Source organism: Rickettsiella endosymbiont of Litargus connexus, assembly GCF_964277335.1.
In the GTDB taxonomy this organism is placed as follows: domain Bacteria; phylum Pseudomonadota; class Gammaproteobacteria; order Diplorickettsiales; family Diplorickettsiaceae; genus Aquirickettsiella; species Aquirickettsiella isopodorum.
The window spans coordinates 675889-690667 of the sequence record NZ_OZ195516.1 but is presented as its reverse complement, the minus strand read 5'-3'; the positions used below and the strand labels follow the sequence as shown (position 1 = coordinate 690667).

The following is a 14779-nucleotide window of genomic DNA, read 5'->3' as shown; positions in this document are numbered from 1 at the left end:
AAAAATTAACGTCTATCGGTTGACGGACTGGCCACGCTGTGCTTGCTTAAATAACGTAAAAAAATTAGTAGTCGTTTGTTCGGCAATTTTATCTAAAGAACAATCCCGCAATTGTGCTAAACATTCGGCAACATAACGCACATAGGCGGGCTGATTCGGTTTACCACGAAATGGATGAGGTGCTAGATAAGGGGAATCCGTTTCAATTAACACACGTTCCAAGGGTACTTTTTGCGCGATAGCTTTTAACTCAGCCGCATTTTTAAACGTTAAAATACCAGAAAAAGAAATATAAAAATTTTCTTTAATGGCACTCTTGGCCATGCTTAAATCTTCTGTAAAACAATGAAGTACACCACCCACCTGTTGTGCACCCTCTTCTCTTAAGATGTTTAATGTCTCTTCACGCGCCTGTCGAGTATGTACAATCAGTGGTTTATTCACCGCAATGGCGGCACGAATATGCTGACGAAAACGTTGTTGTTGACATTCTTTTTGTGTATTTTCGCGATAATAATCCAGACCCGTCTCGCCTATCGCCACAACCAAGGGATGCTGTGCGAGCTTAATTAATTCATCCAACGTGGCTTCTTCCCCGACTTGTTCGGTGGGATGGACACCCACTGATGCAGAAACCTCTTTAAACTGTTCAGCAATCGCTAACACTGCTGGAAAATTAGCTAAGTCAATACACACACACAGAAAATGTAATACGCCTTGTTCTCTAGCAAAATCCAGGCAAGCATTGAGATCTTTTTTAAAATAATCGAGATCCAACCGATCCAGATGGCAATGTGAGTCAACTAACATGATTTACCTTGTAAAGCCCAACGAGAAAACAGATCTTCTAACATTAAGGAGAGATTCAGCGTAATTTTAGTTGTGTGCGCCTGTAATGCCATGACACTATCAAAATATTGCAACAAAAAATTCGTCGACAAACACGCCGCTAAATGCGTTAGCGCGTCTTCTATGGCCGTATATCCACTCAGTAACTGGCATTTTAGCAATTCGCTGACGACATTTAACAACGTAGATAATAATTGCTGTGCATCCGTTTTTACATAACGTGCGGCACATTGGATCGGATCCATGCCTTGATTTAATAACTGTGCTAATGCCGCCACTAAATCAGTATAAAATAAATAATAATTCTGCTGTGCATACGTCATTGCAAGCAACGGTGCGCCCGCGGATAAATGGTAAAGTTTATCGACCGGTGCGGACGCTGGAAGTTGCTGCGCTAACCAAACCATCGCTAGCGATTTTTCTGGAGGGAGAAAACGAATCACCTGGCAACGACTTCGAATAGTCGGTAACAAGCGTTCAACTTTTTCTGTCAGTAAAATAAATAATGAACGCTCACTGGGTTCTTCTAAATTTTTCAATAAGGCTTGACTGGCGGCCAATAGCAAACTATCTGCCGGGTTAATCACAATAATTTTATAAGTGGCTTGGCTGGTATGATTTAGTTTTTCAATGACATCACGTACTTGATCAATGTTAATCCCTCGCTTCGATTTCTCTGTAGCAAGCAAACACAGATCTGGATGTGTACCCGCAGCCACTAGTACGCAATCACGACAATGCTGACAAGCAAACTGTATACTCTTCGCACTTGGATTTTTACATAATAAGGTTTTAGCAAAATTTGCTGCAAATAAAGTTTTACCTAAACCCGTTTGTCCTACCAGTAACAAGGCATGGGGTAAACGGTTCTCTTGATGACAGCGATACAGTTGCTGCCATTGTTTGGTTTGCCATGGCAAAGGCGCTGAGTAATTATTCATCAGACTTTATCCATAACGTTAATAATTGATCCAAAACCTTTTTTATTTGTTTTTGCACATCCTTTAATGAACGACTCGCATCAATGATATGATAACAATCCGGCATTTGTTTGGCCCGTTCTAGGTAGCTGGCACGTGCACGGGTAAAGAAATCTTGCTTCTCCGCTTCGATACGGTCTGCGGTTTTTCGATGATGCGTGCGCCTTAAAGCAATATCGACCGGTGCATCGAGTAACAAAACGGTATCCATTTTTAAATCTTGTTGCACCCATAACTGCAAACTACGAATAAAAGCTAAATCTAACCCTCTGCCACCACCCTGATAGGCGTAGCTGGTTTCGGTGAAGCGATCACAAAGCACACAATCACCGCGCTGCAAGGCCGGTTTAATCACATAATGAATATGCTGTGCGCGCGCCGCAAAAAATAATAATAGCTCGGTTTCAGGAATAATGGTCTCTGGTGAAAAATCAGATTGCAACACTAAAGCCCGTATCGCTTCGGCTACTTCTGTGCCACCCGGTTCACGTGTCACAGTAAGCGAGATACCCGCTTTCCGTAAATACTTGGCGACAAACTTAAGTTGTGTTGATTTTCCTACTCCTTCTATCCCTTCTAAGCTAATAAAGCGTGCTCGAGTGATTTGCATAACCCTTCCACATAAATATTTCAGCAATTATACGCATAATAGTAAAGGTTTCGCGATATGAATCCTTAATTTATTTTTCGATACTTGTTTGGGCTAAATAGGTCATGCTATTTTTTCATGCGAAAATTACTTGAAGAAACTATCAAAAATTTTACTGAAAAAATATTTCGATCGCTTAAACTTACCCCATCGATAGCTAGGTTGCTTTCTAAGTAAAAGTTATTTTAGTAAAGTCGCTAAACTGACTATATAACATTAGACATGTTATTATAAAAAAATAGAAATCCATGGAAGAAATAGGCAATTGCACTATAAAGGAGGTTTATGCAAAGTCAATTAAGCGACACTGTTGCAGAAAAAAAGAATAATCTTTTATACCAGATGTTATCTGATTTAATTATAGAAAAAGAAGGAGCAAAGCTACTCAATAAAAATCTTTTAATGCAATTGTTAATACTAAAAATCTACCAACCCAGTAAATTTAAAGAAATAAAGGGGGGTTACTCCAATAATACTTACTATTACGCAGAGGAAAATCTCGTTTTACGTTTTCCAAAAGCGTATAATCCATTATTTCCTGAGCTATCGATAGAAGTACAAAATCTTATTCAAGCTAAATTGCTAAATTTAACCCCCTTAAAAACGATTGCTTATTATTCAAAATATAGCTTACTGGTCACAGAATTCATTCCTAGCTATCAGTCCTTTTCAGCCGCTGATTTTAAAAATCCCTGTAAATTAATCTCTCTAGCGCATTTAGTTAAAAAATTACACTATTCACAAGTAAAGTTTAAAAAAAATTCTGAAACCGCAATTTCTTTTATCGACGAATCCTCTCAATGTTTTCAAAATATTCAACCTATCTTAAATAAAAAAGATTATCAAATATTGAAAAAATTATTAGGTATTAGAAGCTTTCTTACTCGATTAAAATGTTTAAAGGTGCCTTCACACGGTGATTTACATCATTTTAATGTGATTGAAATGAATGGGCGCTTGCAATTGATTGATTGGGAACTCTCTAGCATGGAAGATCCGGCTTACGATATTTCGAGATTATTCTGCGTGACTGGCCTTAACACAAAGCAAAAAGAGATATTTTTGGAAACCTATAAAAATTCTTATAATATCATCTTATCCGAATTAGACGTCAAAAATTTAATTAAACGTATATTTCTTCATGAGTCCTTAAATTATTTTTCTATCGTTATTTGGGCAAGATACGCGATGCCTTTTTTTTACAAAGATAAACAAATCTTACTAAAAGAAACTATCAAGAACTATAAGGAAAAAGAAACGCTCATCCGTTATTAAACCTACTCACTGCAAAAAAGAGTTTTACTTAGTTTACCGTCAAGTAAAAACATTAAACTTTACCTTATAAATCATTCAATTTACAAAAAAATGAACGCATGGATTTACTTAAATACCAAAAACTTTGACAAGATCTCCTTTTCTTCACATAAGGATAGCGTTGATCGAGCTGATAAAGTTGTACCGCCATATTATGTTCGGCTAAATGTGCAGAAAACTGATGTGACCCATCACCTTTTGCAACAAAATATAAATTCTGGCTGTGATCCGGATGTAAAGCAGCCACTAGCGAAGCATAACTAGGACTCGCAATCGGTGTGGGCGGCAAACCTTTGCGCGTATAGGTATTATAGGGAGTATCTTTACGTAAATTTTCAATGGTTAACTTACCGGTATAATGCACACCTAAACCATAAATAACACTCGCATCGATCTGTAAAGGGATACCCGCTTGCAAACGACGCACAATCACACCCGCAATCATCGGCCGCTCTTTAGCGATTGCCGTTTCTTTTTCCACTAAAGAAGCGACAATCAGCGCTTGATAAGCTGTTTTATAGGGTAAATTAGCAGCACGATCCTTCCAAGCAGCCTGTAGTTTTTTTTCTAGCAATCGATAAGACCATTTTAATAAATCACTATCCTTGGCACCCGCACTAAAATAATAGGTTGCCGGATAAAATAAACCTTCAGGATTCTGCGCCGGTAAACCCAAATTAGCTAAGACTTGTTCTGAAGACACGTGCTTGAGTTGATGTTTAACAGTCGATAAATTATTTAATGCACTGATTAATTGTTGAAATGTCCAGCCTTCTACTATCGTAAAACGATGGAAAATGGCTTTTCCAGCTAACATTTGATCCAATAATTGACCCGGCGTAGTACCGGGATCAAATTGGTACTCACCCGTTTTTAGTTTATTAGTCGCCCCTTTAACATAGGCTAATAACAAGAAAAAACGCGGATGTGACATATAACCTTGATTTTGTAAGTCCGTGAGTAAATGATGTACCGAGGCACCGGGTTTAAATACGATGTGTATTGTTTGCGTAGGATTTAAAGAGGATTCTAAAAACCGGTAATAATGCACAACAAAATAAGTAGATAAAAAAAAGACTAACAGAATGATTAATGCAACCAGCGTCAATCTTTTAGGCATAGGCGTTACAATCGAGCAAAAAGCAATGAAGCATTCGTTCCACCAAATCCAAACGAGTTAGAGAGCGCATAATCCATTTTTAATTCTTGTGGTACATTGGGAACAAAATTTAAATCGATATAATCATCATCGGGAATATTGAGTTCAGGTGGATTCCCGGGATTATCTAAATTAATCGTTGGTGGCACTTTTTGTTCTTTCAGTGCTAGAATAGTAAAAATTGCTTCAACTGCGCCCGCAGCGCCTAGTAAATGGCCGGTCATCGATTTAGTCGAACTAATCGCCATCTTTTTAGCATAATCACCAAATACGCGACGTATCGCTCTTAATTCTAAATAATCACCTTGCAATGTGGAAGTCGCATGCGCATTGATATAAGCCACTTTTTCTTTATCGATATTGGCGTCATGCAAAGTATTTAACATCGCCGTCATGGCTCCCTGCCCGTCTGGTGCTGGGCTGGTCATATGATAAGCATCAGCACTCATACCAAAACCCACTAATTCGGCATAGATAGGTGCATTACGTTGTTTAGCACGTTCATATTCTTCTAAGACTAAAATACCCGCACCGTCACCTAACACAAAGCCATCACGGGCTTTATCCCATGGGCGACTTGCAGCTTGTGGATCTTTATTACGATTAGATAAGGCGCGACAAGCAGAAAATCCACCCAAGCCTAAAGGAGTCGTCGCCATTTCCGAGCCACCTACCACCATGACATCCGCATCCCCATACAGAATAGTTCGTGCACCTAAACCAATATTGTGCGTACCCGTAGTACACGCAGTAACCACGGCAATGTTTGGCCCACGTAATCCATAACGAATCGAAATTTGGCCCGCTAGCATATTGGTAATAGCACCGGGTATAAAAAAGGGAGATATTTTGCGCGGACCTCCTTGTTCTAATTTACTGTTGTTTTCTTCAATGAAAGGTAATCCACCGATACCAGAGCCTACTGCTACACCAATACGATCCGCATTTTTTTCAGTGATTTCTAGTTTTGAGTCCGCCATTGCTTCTATCGCAGCCGCTAAACCATATTGGATAAATAAATCCATTTTTCGGCCATCTTTCGCCGAAATACCATAATTTTCAGCTTGAAAAGATCGCACGCTAGCAGAAATTTGACAAGGGAAAGCGGAAACATCAAATGCGGTAATTGTAGAAACTCCACTTTTACCTGCCAATATTGCTTCCCAAGTAGTTTTGGTATTAAGACCTAACGGTGTCATCATCCCAACACCGGTTACCACTATACGTCGCTTTTTCTTCACGTTACCGCCCCCTTCAAATGAACTGGCTTATATTCTGGTGCTGCTTACTGCTGCTTATTGTTTTATATGGAGTTTATTCTTCAGTTTCTTCTGAGCTTTCTGTTTCGACTTTATGTTGTTTGATGTAATCGACTGCTTGTTGAATGGTACGGATTTTTTCAGCTTCTTCATCTGGGATTTCGGTATCGAACTCTTCTTCCAATGCCATCACTAATTCGACGGTGTCTAAGGAATCAGCACCCAAATCATCCACAAAAGAAGCTTCCATAGTGGCCTCTTCTTCTTTTATTTCAAGTTGATCAACCACTACCTTCTTTACACGCTCTTCAATTGTACTCACTGAGAATCTCCCCTATTTAGTATAAATAAAACCTGTCGCTTAGTTTATTCAATTATTGAGTGAACGCAAGTCACTTTACTTAAATTAAGCAATTAAGTTTAGCCGCTTACAAACTAAACTTATGTTGGAACCCTATTCTGATCAATTCATATACATTCCACCATTAACATGTAAAGTGTTTCCAGTCACATAATCGGCCCAATCAGAAGCTAAAAATACACACGCATGAGCGATATCCTGAACTGCGCCTAATCGTTTGACTGGAATTTTTTCCAGCAATGAGGTGCGTTGATTTTCATTTAATTGACGAGTCATATCCGTTTCTATAAATCCTGGCGCGACAACATTGACAGTAATATGGCGCGTTGCAACTTCTTGAGCCAATGCTTTGGTAAATCCAATTAACCCTGCTTTTGCCGCCGCATAATTAGCTTGACCGGGATTTCCTGTACAACCTACTATAGAAGCAATATTAATAATACGTCCATATTTCGCTTTCAGCATCGGTTTTAAACACGCTTGTGTTAACTTAAAAACAGCACTTAAATTAGTATCTATCACGGCATTCCATTCATCGACTTTCATACGCAGTAACAGATTATCACGGGTAATGCCCGCATTATTCACTAATATATTAGGTAAGCCAAATGCGTGTAATTCGGTCATTAAATTTTTTATCGACACTTCATCGTTTAAATTGAGTACTAAACCTTTTCCTTTTAAGCCTTGCTCATGGAATGCATGGGAAATTTTTTCAGCTCCGGCAGCGGTAGTGGCGGTCCCTGCAACCAGTGCGCCTTGTTGCGCCAACCCTACTGCAATTGCAGCACCAATACCGCGGCTGGCACCCGTCACCAAGGCTATTTTACTCTTTAATAACATAAACCTTCCTTAACCAATTAAGGCTTCTTGTAGTATTTCCGGATCTTGTATCGAGAGTGTCGGTATCGATGTCATACGTTTATTCAAACCCGCTAACACTTTACCTGGACCACATTCAATAAATTCTTCGATCCCGTGTTTTTCAAGCGATTGTATTATTTCTACCCAACGCACAGGGTTATATAATTGTTTGATTAAGGCTTTTTTTATCAGTATCGGATCGTGTTCAATACTTGCATCAACATTATTGACGACAGGGATATGGGGAACAGAAATATGAATGGTTTGCAACGTTTCAGCCAAATGTTCAGCCGCGGGTTTCATTAAAGCACAATGCGAAGGGACGCTGACTGGAATACGTTTCGCAAGTTTAGCACCGGCTTGTTTAGCCTGTTCCAACAATCGATCGATCGCAGCCGCATCCCCTGCTACCACCGTTTGACCGATGGAATTATAATTAGCCGGCGCTAAGACTTGACCTTCAGCTAATGAGTCGCATAAAACCTGCAATTTACCATTATCTAAACCGACAATAGCTGCCATCGCACCCGCACCCGGTGGGATTGCTGCTTGCATTAAACGCCCACGTTCGGCTACCAGACGTACAGCGATCAAAAAATCCAACGCCCCGGCACACACTAACGCTGAATATTCACCTAAACTATGGCCCGCCATAAACGTCGGTTTTACGCCTCGCTGTTGCTGCCAAACCCGCCATAAAGCCACACTGGCTACCAATAAAGCGGGCTGTGTGTTTTCCGTTTGATCAAGTGCCGCTTCCGGACCCTTCTGGCACAACTCCCACAAGTCAAACTTTAGGACTTGTGAAGCCAGCGCAAATGTTTCTTGAATTAAAGGGTACTCTTTCGCAAACTCAGCTAACATTCCTAATGTTTGCGAACCTTGGCCTGGAAAAATAAATGCAACTTTTTTATTCATAATTACTTTATCCATAATTACTCACTCAAATTGAACTTTACAAAATCACATAGTTTATGAGGTTCTAGGGCAAATAGGGTTTCATTCAATAACGTACTAAAGCAGAACCCCACGTTAAGCCTGCGCCAAAACTTTCCATTAACAATAATTGTCCGCGTTGGACGCGACCGTCACGCACGGCGACATCTAAGGCTAACGGAATAGAAGCAGCAGAAGTATTGCCATGTTGATCCAACGTAACAACAACTTGCTGTAGAGTCATTTTAAGTTTATTCGCCATGGCTTGAATAATTCGTAAATTAGCCTGATGCGGTATTAACCAATCAATATCTTTTTTATTTATTTTATTCGCGGTTAAGGTTTCCTCTAAGACTGCACTTAATTTGTTAACCGCAATTTTAAATACTTCACTGCCTTGCATTTTAAGATGCGGAACATCACCTTTTTTTAAGCCTGTACCTAATGATAATAAATCTTTATATGATCCGGCTGCATGCAGATGCGCAGAAATAATTCCTGGTTCTTTAGCGGCTTGAAGTACCACTGCACCGGCACCGTCACCAAATAAAATACAGGTAGATCGATCTTCCCAATTAATAATATTGGACATGCTTTCACTGCCTATCACTAAGGCAGTTTCAACGACGCCATTACGGATAAATTGATCCGCAACACTTAACGCATAATTAAAACCAGCACAGGCCGCTACAATATCAAAGGAAGGACATCCATCTTCACCCAACTCGGCTTGTACTAAACAAGCAGTGCTGGGGAAAAACTTATCGGGAGTACTCGTGGCAACAATAATTAACTGTATATCCTTAGCGACCATTTCAGCGGCTAACAAGGCTTGCTTTGCTGCCGCAGCCGCCATACTCGCCGTGCTATCGTTAGGGCCGATAATACGACGCTCGCGTATGCCAGTACGTTCAACTATCCATTCATTCGTGGTAGCCACCTTCTTCTCGAGCTCGGCATTGGTTAATATCTTTTCTGGTAAATAACTGCCCGTGCCTGCAATACGTGAATATTTCATAAAGACTGTTCAGATTCCTTCAATAAACCGGTTACTTGTTCGCGTATCCGTTCGGGAATATTTTTTTGTACTTCCAAGATCGCTTCATTGATGGCATTTTTAAATGCCAATATATTGGCACTCCCATGACTCTTAATCACTATGCCGCGCAAACCCACCAAACTAGCACCGTTATAATGGGCGGGATCAAATTGTTTACGTAACCCTTTCAATACATGCAAAGCCATTAAGCCAGAAAGACGTGAAAACCAATTACGATTAAAGGCTAGTTTAATATAATGACTCATTAATTTTGCCACACCTTCAGTTACTTTCAATGCCACATTACCGACAAAACCATCACATACGATGACATCCGCCAACCCTTGATAAATCTCATCGCCTTCGATATAGCCGATATAATTGATATGCGCATTCTTTAATAATTCCGCCGCCTTTTTAACCTGTTCATTACCTTTTATTTCTTCAGAACCAATATTCAATAAGGCCACTCGTGGACTGGAAATATTATCAATCTCAGAACTTAATACTGAACCCATAACGGCAAATTGTAGTAGATGTTCAACCTCGGTATCGACATTCGCACCCAAATCTAAGACGCGTACTTTGGTTTGTTCTTTCATCGTAGGAAGCATCGCACTAATAGCTGGTCTATCGATGCCCGATATGGTTTTCAATACAAAACGGGCTGTCGCCATGAGTGCACCGGTATTGCCGGCACTGACACAAGCCTGAGCCTCACCTTCTTTGACTAAATTAATCGCAACACGCATCGAAGAATCTTTTTTATTACGCAACGCTAAAGCCGGAGCTTCATCCATCGATACCACCTGGGTCGCGGAATGTAACGTCAATTGACTGGATGCTGGCTTGATTTTTGCCAATTTCAGCTGATTTTGCAAATTATCCAAGTCACCGACAAGAATAATATGTAGCTCTGGCTCTTCCTGAAGAGCCAGAATCACAGCGGGTACTATGACGGAGGGGCCGTAATCGCCTCCCATAGCATCTATAGCAAGAGTATAACGAGACATTTTAAAGGTGTTATTCCTTAACGTTTAGTACCTTTTTTCCACGATAATAACCATCTTTGGTGATATGGTGACGAATATGCCTTTCTCCACTAGTCGCATCGATAGAGATAGCGGGAGAAGTTAAGGCATCATGCGCACGGCGCATGTTTCTTTTGGATCGAGATTTACGTGATTTTTGGACTGCCATGAGGGCCCTCTTATATATAAGGAATTCTATAAAGAGGCATATTATGGGGGCTGATGGTCGAAAAAACAACCGGTGTTTTTATTTCACTTCAGCAACTTTTACTAAGTCCTGATACTTCAATAGCAATTGTTCACGGGTTTCTTTATGGTCAGGATTAACGACGATACAAGCTACCGGGCAAACCTCAACACACTGCGGGGCATCAAAATGACCCACACACTCTGTACATTGATGGAACTTAATTTCATAAATAAACTCACCCTGAATGATCGCGTCGTTAGGGCACTCGGGCTCACAAACATCACAATTGATACAATCATCGGTTATTAATAAAGCCATCTCACCCCTATTCTTAGCATTTTGTTTGTTTAAATTTGGTTTGTAAAGCCTCTGCGACAACTGCCGGGACAAACTGTGCCACATCGCCTCCGAGACCGGCAATTTCTCTGACTAAGTTAGCAGAGATAAAAGAATGCTGCTCGGCCGGAGTTAAAAATAAGGTTTCCAAATTAGGCATCATTTTCCGATTCATACTTGCTAATTGAAATTCATACTCAAAATCAGAAACTGCACGTAAACCGCGTAAAATGACGTGTGCGTTATATTCTTTCGCGCAATTGATTAACAAACCATCAAAACCATGTACCTGTACATTATTAAGATCGTTTAACACTTGTTTAGCTAAATGGATGCGTTCATCCACAGAAAAAGCCGGTACTTTACTCGGATTCTTCGCCACCGCAACGATAACAGTTTCAAACAAACGTGCAGCACGTTGCACTAAATCAAGATGGCCATTGGTCATCGGATCAAAAGTTCCGGGATAGATTACTTTGATTTTCATGAGTGCATCATATTTTAGGCAGACCGATAGGCAGACCGAAAAAAAATCCTAAAAATATTAAACCACCTATCCAAGCATTATTCAAAAAAGCTTTAAAACACGCTTCAGGTTTTCGATCTTTAATTAAAAAATGTTGATAGATCAATAAAGCCACTACTAACACCAACATCACATAATAAACCCAATACACCTTTAAGTAGAAGCCGATAAGGCTTAATAATAAAACAAAGACTGTCTCTAAAATGGCAATAAAAACCACTTCACGCTGACCCAATGCCAGCGCACTGGATTTAATGCCCACGCGCCTGTCATCGTCTCTATCCACCATGGCGTAGATGGTATCATAAGCAACACACCAACCATAAGCGGCCAAAAATAATAACCAAGCAATAGCCGGTATTTTCCCGGTTTCTGCAGCAAAAGCCATTAAGATAGACCAAGCGCCAAATACGATCCCTAAAAATAATTGTGGCCATTCAATATAACGTTTGGTAAACGGATAGATAGCCATCATGACCACGGCGATTCCGGCCAGCTCTATGGTTAAGTCATTCAATTGGTACACCACAAGAAACGCTAGTAAGCTTAAAACAAGTAATATAAGCACCGCTGCTTTCAAACTCACCGCACCGGTCGCTAACGGTCGATGTTGCGTTCTTGCCACAAAACCATCCAGATTTCTATCCGCAATATCATTCATCACACAACCGAGTGATCGTGTTAGCACCGCACCGATTATAAATAAAGCAAGGATTTTAAAATCTACGGCGCCCGCACTCGCAATCCATAACGCCCATAACGCAGGCCACAATAATAAAAATATTCCTATGGGTTGATGCAATCGAAGCAACGCAATATAAGCTCGCCAACGTGGTAGGTAGTTCATGCTGCTTATCGTATAATAGGATTAGCCACACTGCAAAGCATCGATAATGGGTATACTATATAAAATTTGATGATCTTCATTCACAAGGAGCGTTGTTCATGTTGAAAAAAATCAGGACTACGATTTGCTCACAGGCATTGGATTTTTGGCAAGGCATCGTGAAAATGAAGCGACCGGAGTGTATTAATAACCCTAAAGATTGCGAGTTAAACGACAATACAGACAAAAATTCAATGGTTAAGCGTATACTTTTCATTTTTTCAGGTTGCTTCCCTTTAGTAGCTAGTGCGTCTATTCCTGGATTTTATCTCTTAGGTCAACTCGGCACAGCCGACACACACCAAGAAGCAACCAATGCCGCTGCGCAATCTATTAATAGTAAAATGGCTTTCACCGGCCGCATCGCTGGCGGTTATCAATTTAATCAAAACGTCGCTTTTGAAATGGGTTACACGCGGTTTTCTGATGTTGATTTTTCCGGCGTCGGTGGTGTACCCGGCCAAAACGTTTCTTTAAGGGAGAAAGCTATTGATTTTATGGCTAAACCGATGTTACCTATTTCGAGTAATGTCAATCTTTATGCCAAATTAGGTTTAGCCTATCTTAAAGCAAATGGTTCTGCTCTCGTCAATGGTCGGAATTATCTAGGTTATTCCGATAGCTGGAATCCCAGTTTCGGTCTCGGTCTTAGCTATGATATTACACCGTTTGTACCGCTCGATTTAGCATGGACACGCATCCAAGGTGTCGGTGGTGGTAACAGCCTACCCAGTACCGATTTTTATTCGATAGGTTTAGCGTATTATTTTGGTTAACGCGTTGCATTGAAAATAGAGTTTAGCTTTATCTTTTATCTGTGCTTATAGTTTTTCATAAACTATTTTAACTGTTTAATCATTTATTATTAGGAGGCATTATGCAAAAAAGAAATACAACCGCCTTATTGCTGGTGAGTACAATGACTATTTTCAGCACGCAAAGTGTACATGCTGAAATGCCCGGTTTTTATGCCGGCGCACAAGTCGGTTATGCGAATAGTCATATCAATACGACTAATTTAGTCACGGTAAATAATGGAACGTCTCCGGTGCCATTACCGGATCTGAATAACCTTGCTTTAGCCTATCGCCTCAGTTTTGGTTATCAATTTGATCGACATTGGGCAATGGAATTTGGTTATCGCCATTTTAGTAACGCCGATATTTCACTCGGCACAAATAATTACATCGCCAGTGCATCCAGCAAATCCAGTGCATTCGATTTAACTGCAAAAGGAATACTTCCCGTCACCACTAAATTAAGTCTTTATGGAAAATTAGGCATTGCTTATCTACGCCCTAACTCACAAGGAAGTTTAATTATCATTAATCCTCCTTACAACGGCACAACGAATAGCTATTCTAAAACCTTAGAACCAACGTTTGGTTTAGGAGTGAGTTATGCATTGAAACCGAATGTTCCTGTCGAATTTTCTTGGAATCGTATCCAAAAAATAGGGGGTAGTAATCATGCGCCGAGCAGCGATTTTTACTCACTCGGCGTGTCGTATTATTTTGGATAATCCAACTTACTCATCATGGCGAGTAGGCAGGAATCGATAAAATGTATTCACCACGTGAATTTTCAACAAATTGACATTAGTTGCTATTAACGATTAAATAGTAAATGCTAATAATAATAATTCCGTGGGGAAAATAAAAACAATGTTTAAAAAAATACTCATTACCAGTGTATTAACTGCCAGCGCATGCGCTGTAATGAATGCGAATGCAGCACTGCCTGTGGGTTTATATGTGAGTGGTCAAGCAGGTTACGCTGACACACACATGAAATCTCGTCTTTCATCAAATACTGGAATCGCTTTAGCTAATGACGGACTGGCGGGTCGCATCGCGCTGGGTTATAAAATCACACCAAATTTTGGTTTAGAAGTAGGTTACTTACAATTATCTGAAGGAAAATCTAATAAACCTAAACAAGATATCACTAAATATAATAAACAAAATGCAATTGACGTCGCTGCCAAAGGTATTTTACCCATTACTTCTAATGTAAATATCTACGGGAAATTGGGCGTTGCTTATTTAACTACCGAGTTAAAAAAAGACACGATTGAAAATGGAATCCCTACTTCGACTGATCTCAATTCCGTTCAAGGGATTGCCAAACACAAATGGGCACCTGAAGTAGCTATTGGTATGGGTTATGACATCACACCTAACGTGACGGTCGATACCTCATTAACACACATCCAACCTTTGGGAAGCAATCGTCCTGGTAACATAGACTTCTTGGCTGTCGGTGTCGGTTATCGCTTCGGCTAAGCTTAGCTTGCACAAGTATCTCAAAAAACCCCTAATTAGGGGTTTTTGCTTTTGTGTTCGTTAAAGAATAAAACTCACCTCAACACTGCAGCGATTAGAGTCGAGATTCACGAGT

At 40.1% G+C, this 14779-nt stretch carries 18 protein-coding genes; 4 read left to right on the top strand and 14 right to left on the bottom strand.

All coding sequences use genetic code 11. The features are described from left to right. Window positions 1-12 precede the first annotated feature (12 nt). From ACICP9_RS03080 to tmk, 3 genes are read right to left on the bottom strand one after another with little or no spacing between them, the layout of a single operon-like run. Entirely contained in the window at window positions 13-810 is a 798-nt protein-coding gene (locus ACICP9_RS03080; RefSeq protein WP_395498752.1) for a TatD family hydrolase, read from the bottom strand. Then, window positions 804-1790 carry a DNA polymerase III subunit delta' gene (gene holB, locus ACICP9_RS03075; RefSeq protein ID WP_395498750.1) on the bottom strand — a complete coding sequence of 329 codons (987 nt, stop codon included), beginning with the start codon at window positions 1788-1790 and terminating at the stop codon, window positions 804-806. Before holB ends, ACICP9_RS03080 begins: the two co-directional genes overlap by 7 nt. Beyond that, the gene (tmk, locus tag ACICP9_RS03070; RefSeq protein WP_395498748.1) at window positions 1783-2439 is read right to left on the bottom strand and encodes a dTMP kinase; all 657 of its coding nucleotides are present in this window, start codon (window positions 2437-2439) and stop codon (window positions 1783-1785) included. The genes holB and tmk overlap by 8 nt, the downstream gene beginning before the upstream one ends. Window positions 2440-2763: 324 nt before the next feature. Here tmk and ACICP9_RS03065 point away from each other — a divergent pair, with 324 nt between their 5' ends. Next, the gene (locus tag ACICP9_RS03065) at window positions 2764-3753 is read left to right on the top strand and encodes a phosphotransferase (RefSeq protein ID WP_395498746.1); all 990 of its coding nucleotides are present in this window, start codon (window positions 2764-2766) and stop codon (window positions 3751-3753) included. A 64-nt stretch (window positions 3754-3817) separates the two neighbouring features. Here the strand turns inward: ACICP9_RS03065 and mltG are convergent, their stop codons facing one another. From mltG to ubiA, 11 genes are all read right to left on the bottom strand, one after another. After that, window positions 3818-4912 (bottom strand): endolytic transglycosylase MltG, encoded by a 1095-nt coding sequence (gene mltG / locus ACICP9_RS03060; protein ID WP_395498744.1) that lies wholly within the window; start codon window positions 4910-4912, stop codon window positions 3818-3820. Between the two features lie 5 nt (window positions 4913-4917). Then, window positions 4918-6153, bottom strand: coding sequence for a beta-ketoacyl-ACP synthase II (gene fabF / locus ACICP9_RS03055; RefSeq protein ID WP_395498910.1), 1236 nt, complete (start codon window positions 6151-6153; stop codon window positions 4918-4920). 112 nt (window positions 6154-6265) lie between these two features. Beyond that, window positions 6266-6532 (bottom strand): acyl carrier protein, encoded by a 267-nt coding sequence (gene acpP / locus ACICP9_RS03050; protein ID WP_071662272.1) that lies wholly within the window; start codon window positions 6530-6532, stop codon window positions 6266-6268. A gap of 141 nt (window positions 6533-6673) precedes the next feature. Further along, complete coding sequence (gene fabG, locus ACICP9_RS03045) at window positions 6674-7414, bottom strand: 3-oxoacyl-ACP reductase FabG (RefSeq protein ID WP_395498742.1); 741 nt, start codon at window positions 7412-7414, stop codon at window positions 6674-6676. 9 nt (window positions 7415-7423) lie between these two features. After that, window positions 7424-8353 carry an ACP S-malonyltransferase gene (gene fabD / locus ACICP9_RS03040; protein WP_071662274.1) on the bottom strand — a complete coding sequence of 310 codons (930 nt, stop codon included), beginning with the start codon at window positions 8351-8353 and terminating at the stop codon, window positions 7424-7426. Window positions 8354-8438: 85 nt separating this feature from the next. Beyond that, window positions 8439-9389: a beta-ketoacyl-ACP synthase III gene (locus tag ACICP9_RS03035; RefSeq protein WP_071662275.1), complete on the bottom strand. Its 951-nt coding sequence runs from the start codon at window positions 9387-9389 to the stop codon at window positions 8439-8441. Next, window positions 9386-10423, bottom strand: coding sequence for a phosphate acyltransferase PlsX (gene plsX / locus ACICP9_RS03030; protein ID WP_395498739.1), 1038 nt, complete (start codon window positions 10421-10423; stop codon window positions 9386-9388). The genes ACICP9_RS03035 and plsX overlap by 4 nt, the downstream gene beginning before the upstream one ends. Window positions 10424-10433: 10 nt before the next feature. Further along, complete coding sequence (gene rpmF, locus ACICP9_RS03025; RefSeq protein ID WP_071662277.1) at window positions 10434-10610, bottom strand: 50S ribosomal protein L32; 177 nt, start codon at window positions 10608-10610, stop codon at window positions 10434-10436. Window positions 10611-10688: 78 nt separating this feature from the next. Further along, window positions 10689-10949 carry a YfhL family 4Fe-4S dicluster ferredoxin gene (locus ACICP9_RS03020; RefSeq protein ID WP_071662278.1) on the bottom strand — a complete coding sequence of 87 codons (261 nt, stop codon included), beginning with the start codon at window positions 10947-10949 and terminating at the stop codon, window positions 10689-10691. A 13-nt stretch (window positions 10950-10962) separates the two neighbouring features. After that, a complete protein-coding gene (coaD, locus tag ACICP9_RS03015; protein ID WP_395498737.1) occupies window positions 10963-11454 on the bottom strand; it encodes a pantetheine-phosphate adenylyltransferase in 492 nt (163 codons plus the stop codon). A gap of 7 nt (window positions 11455-11461) precedes the next feature. Next, a complete protein-coding gene (ubiA, locus tag ACICP9_RS03010; RefSeq protein WP_395498735.1) occupies window positions 11462-12340 on the bottom strand; it encodes a 4-hydroxybenzoate octaprenyltransferase in 879 nt (292 codons plus the stop codon). Window positions 12341-12438: 98 nt separating this feature from the next. Between ubiA and ACICP9_RS03005 the strand changes: the two genes are divergently transcribed. The 3 genes from ACICP9_RS03005 to ACICP9_RS02995 all read left to right on the top strand — a co-directional run bounded on the left by ACICP9_RS03005 (window position 12439) and on the right by ACICP9_RS02995 (window position 14664). Then, a complete protein-coding gene (locus tag ACICP9_RS03005) occupies window positions 12439-13155 on the top strand; it encodes an outer membrane beta-barrel protein (protein ID WP_071662281.1) in 717 nt (238 codons plus the stop codon). A gap of 101 nt (window positions 13156-13256) precedes the next feature. After that, a complete protein-coding gene (locus tag ACICP9_RS03000) occupies window positions 13257-13901 on the top strand; it encodes an outer membrane beta-barrel protein (RefSeq protein WP_395498733.1) in 645 nt (214 codons plus the stop codon). A gap of 142 nt (window positions 13902-14043) precedes the next feature. Beyond that, window positions 14044-14664: a porin family protein gene (locus ACICP9_RS02995; RefSeq protein ID WP_395498731.1), complete on the top strand. Its 621-nt coding sequence runs from the start codon at window positions 14044-14046 to the stop codon at window positions 14662-14664. Window positions 14665-14779 lie beyond the last annotated feature (115 nt).

Coding starts and splice junctions, on each gene's coding strand:
- ACICP9_RS03080 (WP_395498752.1), bottom strand. CDS start 810: ATGTTAGTTGACTCACATTGCCATCTGGATCGGTTGGATCTCGATTAT.
- holB (WP_395498750.1), bottom strand. CDS start 1,790: ATGAATAATTACTCAGCGCCTTTGCCATGGCAAACCAAACAATGGCAG.
- tmk (WP_395498748.1), bottom strand. CDS start 2,439: ATGCAAATCACTCGAGCACGCTTTATTAGCTTAGAAGGGATAGAAGGA.
- ACICP9_RS03065 (WP_395498746.1), top strand. CDS start 2,764: ATGCAAAGTCAATTAAGCGACACTGTTGCAGAAAAAAAGAATAATCTT.
- mltG (WP_395498744.1), bottom strand. CDS start 4,912: ATGCCTAAAAGATTGACGCTGGTTGCATTAATCATTCTGTTAGTCTTT.
- fabF (WP_395498910.1), bottom strand. CDS start 6,153: ATGATGACACCGTTAGGTCTTAATACCAAAACTACTTGGGAAGCAATA.
- fabG (WP_395498742.1), bottom strand. CDS start 7,414: ATGTTATTAAAGAGTAAAATAGCCTTGGTGACGGGTGCCAGCCGCGGT.
- fabD (WP_071662274.1), bottom strand. CDS start 8,353: ATGAATAAAAAAGTTGCATTTATTTTTCCAGGCCAAGGTTCGCAAACA.
- ACICP9_RS03035 (WP_071662275.1), bottom strand. CDS start 9,389: ATGAAATATTCACGTATTGCAGGCACGGGCAGTTATTTACCAGAAAAG.
- plsX (WP_395498739.1), bottom strand. CDS start 10,423: ATGTCTCGTTATACTCTTGCTATAGATGCTATGGGAGGCGATTACGGC.
- rpmF (WP_071662277.1), bottom strand. CDS start 10,610: ATGGCAGTCCAAAAATCACGTAAATCTCGATCCAAAAGAAACATGCGC.
- ACICP9_RS03020 (WP_071662278.1), bottom strand. CDS start 10,949: ATGGCTTTATTAATAACCGATGATTGTATCAATTGTGATGTTTGTGAG.
- coaD (WP_395498737.1), bottom strand. CDS start 11,454: ATGAAAATCAAAGTAATCTATCCCGGAACTTTTGATCCGATGACCAAT.
- ubiA (WP_395498735.1), bottom strand. CDS start 12,340: ATGAACTACCTACCACGTTGGCGAGCTTATATTGCGTTGCTTCGATTG.
- ACICP9_RS03005 (WP_071662281.1), top strand. CDS start 12,439: ATGTTGAAAAAAATCAGGACTACGATTTGCTCACAGGCATTGGATTTT.
- ACICP9_RS03000 (WP_395498733.1), top strand. CDS start 13,257: ATGCAAAAAAGAAATACAACCGCCTTATTGCTGGTGAGTACAATGACT.
- ACICP9_RS02995 (WP_395498731.1), top strand. CDS start 14,044: ATGTTTAAAAAAATACTCATTACCAGTGTATTAACTGCCAGCGCATGC.